Origin of the sequence: Halorubrum sp. CBA1125 (assembly GCF_009742825.1) — an archaeon.
Lineage (GTDB): Archaea > Halobacteriota > Halobacteria > Halobacteriales > Haloferacaceae > Halorubrum.
In genome coordinates, this window is record NZ_WPCE01000227.1 from 1 (window position 1) to 4,135 (window position 4,135).

General features: G+C 70.8%; 5 protein-coding genes and 1 pseudogene. 1 reads left to right on the plus strand and 5 read right to left on the minus strand.

Features of this window, described 5'->3' with window-relative positions; genetic code table 11:
* The 4 genes and pseudogenes from GJ633_RS14620 to cheY form a co-directional block, all read right to left on the minus strand.
* The coding region (locus tag GJ633_RS14620; protein WP_303646506.1) for a flagella accessory protein C at positions 1 to 769 on the minus strand (769 nt) is incomplete at its 3' end.
* A gap of 154 nt (positions 770 to 923) precedes the next feature.
* The gene (locus GJ633_RS14625; RefSeq protein WP_321169111.1) at positions 924 to 1,445 is read right to left on the minus strand and encodes a chemotaxis protein CheD; all 522 of its coding nucleotides are present in this window, start codon (positions 1,443 to 1,445) and stop codon (positions 924 to 926) included.
* Positions 1,442 to 2,645: pseudogene (locus tag GJ633_RS18315) on the minus strand (chemotaxis protein CheC). The gene GJ633_RS14625 and the pseudogene GJ633_RS18315 overlap by 4 nt, the downstream one beginning before the upstream one ends.
* The gene (gene cheY / locus GJ633_RS14635) at positions 2,645 to 3,001 is read right to left on the minus strand and encodes a chemotaxis protein CheY (protein WP_156589395.1); all 357 of its coding nucleotides are present in this window, start codon (positions 2,999 to 3,001) and stop codon (positions 2,645 to 2,647) included. The pseudogene GJ633_RS18315 and the gene cheY overlap by 1 nt, the downstream one beginning before the upstream one ends.
* A gap of 205 nt (positions 3,002 to 3,206) precedes the next feature.
* Here cheY and GJ633_RS14640 point away from each other — a divergent pair, with 205 nt between their 5' ends.
* A complete protein-coding gene (locus tag GJ633_RS14640) occupies positions 3,207 to 3,677 on the plus strand; it encodes a zinc ribbon domain-containing protein (RefSeq protein ID WP_156589396.1) in 471 nt (156 codons plus the stop codon).
* 6 nt (positions 3,678 to 3,683) lie between these two features.
* On the opposite strand, the gene GJ633_RS14645 is transcribed toward GJ633_RS14640, so the two are convergent.
* A partial coding sequence (locus GJ633_RS14645; protein WP_231741378.1) for a hypothetical protein occupies positions 3,684 to 4,135 on the minus strand: 452 nt, incomplete at its 5' end.

Here is a 4,135-nt window from a genome sequence, read left to right on the forward strand (position 1 = left end):
CGGCGTCGTACTCCTCTTTCAGTTCGCTGAAGCTCTTTCCGTCGTCGTTCATGTCGTCACCGTCGTCCGTGTGCTCGCCGGGCGATTCCGCGTCCGGTTTGTCGTCGAGTTCGTCCGGTTCGTCGTCCAGTTCCTCCAGTTCGTCGAGGCCGTCTCCGTCGGCGTCCTCGTCGAGCAGGTCGTCGTCGAAGAATCCGTCCGCGTCCGCGTTCGCGACGTCCTCGTCGAGCTCCTCCGACGCCTCCTCCGCCTCGTCGAAGAGCCCGAACGACCCCTCGCCGCCGCCGTCGACGCTGTCGAAGCCGCCCGTGTCGTCGACGAAGGGGTTGATACCGCGGGTGACCATCTCGTAGATGTCGAGGAGGTTCCGCACGTCCTCCTCGATGTCGTCGACCGCGGCGGAGATCTCCTCGTTCTCCGACCGGACCGTGGAGACGGTCGACGAGAGGGAGGCGACCTCGTTCTCGATGTCGTCGAGGCGATGCTCGAGTTCGTCGGTGTCGGCGTTGCCGTCGCCGTCGTCGAAGTCGTCCTCCCACTCGTCCATCCCGTCGAAGTCGTCGAAGCCGCCACCGCCCATTCCGCCGTCGCCCATACCACCGCCGCCCATGCCACCGCCGAAGGGGTCGTCGTTGCCGAGCCCGTCGGCCTCGTCGTCAGACCCGCCGTCGTCGAGGAACCGATCGAGGACGCTCGCACCGACGAGCCCCAGTGTGGCGACTATCCCTCCGACCGTCAGAGCGTCCCACACCGGTAGTTCGAGGCCCATTACCGGGTACGACCCGAAGAACACACTTCAATTCACCCCTCAAAATATCAGGCGTGAGAAGAGACGGGACGCGCCGGTGCGGCGGCGTCGACGGCGGCGACGAGTCAGGCGTCCCGCCACCCACGAGAGCGGTGCGATGACACGTCCGTCGGCACTACAGGGTCCGTTCGAACCCGTCGGCCGCGCGGACGACGAGCCGTCCGTCGGGACGGAGCCGGACCGTTCGACCGATCGCGTCGCCGACGTCGCGGGCGACGACCCGGACGCCGGCCGCGTCGAGACAGCGCTCGGCTCGTTCGACGTTCCGCGGGCCGACCGCCTCGGTGAGGTCCAGCATCTCCGCGCCGCCGGCGATCCGCGCCCGCATCGCCGCCGGCGAGGCACCCGCCGCCCGAAGCTCGTCGACGAGCGATTCGACACCCGCGTCGACGTACTTGGCCGGGCGCGCGTCGACCGTCCGGGAGGCCTCAGCCGTCGGCAACATCGCGTGTAACAGGCCGCGGACGGCGCGCCGCTCGTCGACGATCGCCACGGCGACGCAGGACCCCAGTCCGCTGGTCGTCAACACGGCCGCGTCGTCGGTGACCGCGAGCTCCCCGACGCCGACCGTGATGCGGCCGGCAGCGGCGTCGGCGCGGTCGCCGGTCCGGCCGCGCGTCGACGACGGGCGGCTCACGGGTCCGAGAGTCTCGCGAGCGCCGTGGCCAGTTCGCGCTCGTCGGGGAGCGCGTACACGTCACACCGCGCCTGCACCCCCTCGGTGCAGATCGCGGCGTCGATCACGAACCCGTAGTCCTGGCGCTCGCTCAGCTCCGCGACGAGCGGGCTGATCGCCGACGCGCCGATGTCGTGGACGAACTCCGGCGGCGAGTGGGTGATCGAGGTGCCGAGCACGTTCGCCCAGCCGTCGATGAACCCGCTCGTCATCACGTTGCCCAGCTCGCAGAGGGCGTTCTCCGCCGTCCCGCCGAGCGGCTCGTCCGGTTCGCTCGGCAGCATCGCCGCCGCGATCGTCGCCGCCGACGCCTCCTCGAAGAGGATCGCGAGGTAGCCGCTGGGCTCCCCCCCGAAGCTCGAAGACGGTGCCGGCGTGCGGCTCGGTGCCGACCGCCGCCGGCACGTCCGCCAGCGGAACGAACCGGAGTCGGCTCACGTCGACGGCCGTCTCCAGTCCCGTCATCGTCGCGATGTTGTCGGCGGCGTTCGCCGAACCGCGCTTCGCCAGCGACGCGAACGTCGACAGCGAGTCGTACGGGACCGTCGTGCTCGCGTCTCCGCCGCGGGCGTCTCCGGCCGTCTCGGCGCCGGGCGTCGCCGCCGTCGCCGTCTCGCCGACGACGAGGTCGCGGAACGGTCCCGAGTCCGGGAGCATGTAGATCGAGAAATCGAGGTCGGTCGTCGTGGCGTCCAGACGGCTCTCGAAGAGGAACACCCCGTCACCGGCGAGCGCCCCGTCCGGGAGCACGGCGGCCCCGTCCGCCTCGAAGTATCGCGGGGGCGTCATGTCCACCGCCCGCCCGAGGTAGTTCGCCCACCCGTCGAGGAAGCCGCCGAGGGCGATGTTGCCGACCTCGGTCACCGCGCTGCGCGCCACCGACTGCCCGCCGGGGAGCAGCGAGAGCAGCGCGTCGGCGTGGGCGGCGTCGAACGCGAGCACCGCCTCACCCTCCAGACCCTCCCGGAGGCCGACGCTCACGCCGATCGACTCGCGGCCGGAGAACGCCTCCGCGAGGTCCGCGCCGGTCGCGACGCTCGCGCCCGTGACCTCGACGGCGAGGTCGGTCCCGGTCAGGTCGGACAGCGCGCCGGCCGCCCGCGTGGCCCCGCGTTCGGCCAGTCGGTTACACGCGCCGAGCCCGCGGACATCGACGCGCATCAGACCGCGGATCCGATCGCGTCGAGCACGTTGGGCTTCTGGAACGGCTTCGTGATGTACCCCTCCGCACCCGCCCTGATCGCCGCCTTCATCTTCTCTTCCTGTCCGACGCTCGTACACATGATGACCGTCGCCTCCGGGTGCTGCTCCACGATCTCCGTCGTCGCCTCGATCCCGTCGCGGATCGGCATGACGATGTCCATCATGACGAGGTCGGGCCCGTGCTCCTGGTACATGTTGACCGCCTCGACGCCGTTTTCGGCCTCGCCGACGACCTCGAACTCCCCGTCCAGGATCTCCCGGAGGAGGTTCCGCATGAACTCCGAGTCGTCCGCGATGAGCACGCGCGTAGCCATGGACGGAGACGGGCCCAGTGACCACTTAACGGCTCCCCCGAGGTTCTCACCGTTGAGAACGGAGCGCGGATCCGGGCGGTTCGTCGCGGTGGCTCGGGGGACGAACGAGCGGTCGAGAGAGATAGAGAGAATCTAAACAGGCGAGAGAGTCCGTTTCGACGGTCTCCGAAGAATTAATACGGCCCACGCTGCCGTTTCGACGCGGATGAAGACCTGCCCGCGGTGTGAGTCGTCGATCGACGAGGGAGCCCGGTACTGCGCGCAGTGCGGCGCCCCGCAGACGGAGGGCGCCGCCGAGGAGTTCGACGAACACGTGAAGCGGCAGGCCCGGCAGGTCGCGACCGAGTCGGGAGTCGCATCCGGGTCCGGACCCGTGAGCGACACCGACGCCGGAGACGGATCGACCGGCGGGCTCCCCGCAGTCGAGGAACTCACCGATCGCGAGCAGCTCTGGCGGCGGGGCTGTTACGTCCTCGGATACGCGACGATCGTCGTCGCGCTCACCCGGCTCCCCGGGATCGGGGCGGTCCCCTTGTTCCTCGGCGGGATCGCGATCCTCCCGCCGGTGCGCCGGCTGACCGCCGAGCCGCTCGGGAGTCCGCTGAAGCGCGAGGCAATGGCCGGGCTGTACGCCGTGTTCGCGCTGATCGCCGTCGGGCTCTTCGTCGTTCTGTAGGCGCCGTCACTCGATCCGGAACCCGCCGGCCTCCTCCGCGGCGCGGACGAGGTCGCCGATGCTGTCTCCCGCCGTGAGCCCCTGGTCCGCCGCGAATCGCTTGATCGCGACCGGCGGGAGGTCGACCGTGGTCTCGGAGGCGACGAGCAGCAGTCCGAGCGCCTCCGGGGTCGGCGAACTCGGCCCCGCGTTGGACGCGAACCACGTGACGAGCGAGTCGAACGTCGCGGTCACGTCGTTCGAGACCATCCGCTGACGGGAGGTGTCGCCGTCGGCGTGCAGCGTCGCGTCGATCCCGTAAGTGAACCCGTCGCCGTCGAAGGAGCGCGCCAGCCACCGACTCACCGCCTGGCGGTCGGCACCGCCGGAGTCCGAGCCGGGAGCGTTCGTCGAACCCGCCGAGCCGCTCGCGTCCGCGTGCCGGGCGGCGCCGGGCGGCTGGCGCGCGTCGGGGGGCG

Bases quoted from the DNA above. Each gene is read 5' to 3' on its own strand.
- GJ633_RS14640 (WP_156589396.1), top strand. From the start codon at position 3,207: ATGAAGACCTGCCCGCGGTGTGAGTCGTCGATCGACGAGGGAGCCCGG.
- cheY (WP_156589395.1), bottom strand. From the start codon at position 3,001: ATGGCTACGCGCGTGCTCATCGCGGACGACTCGGAGTTCATGCGGAAC.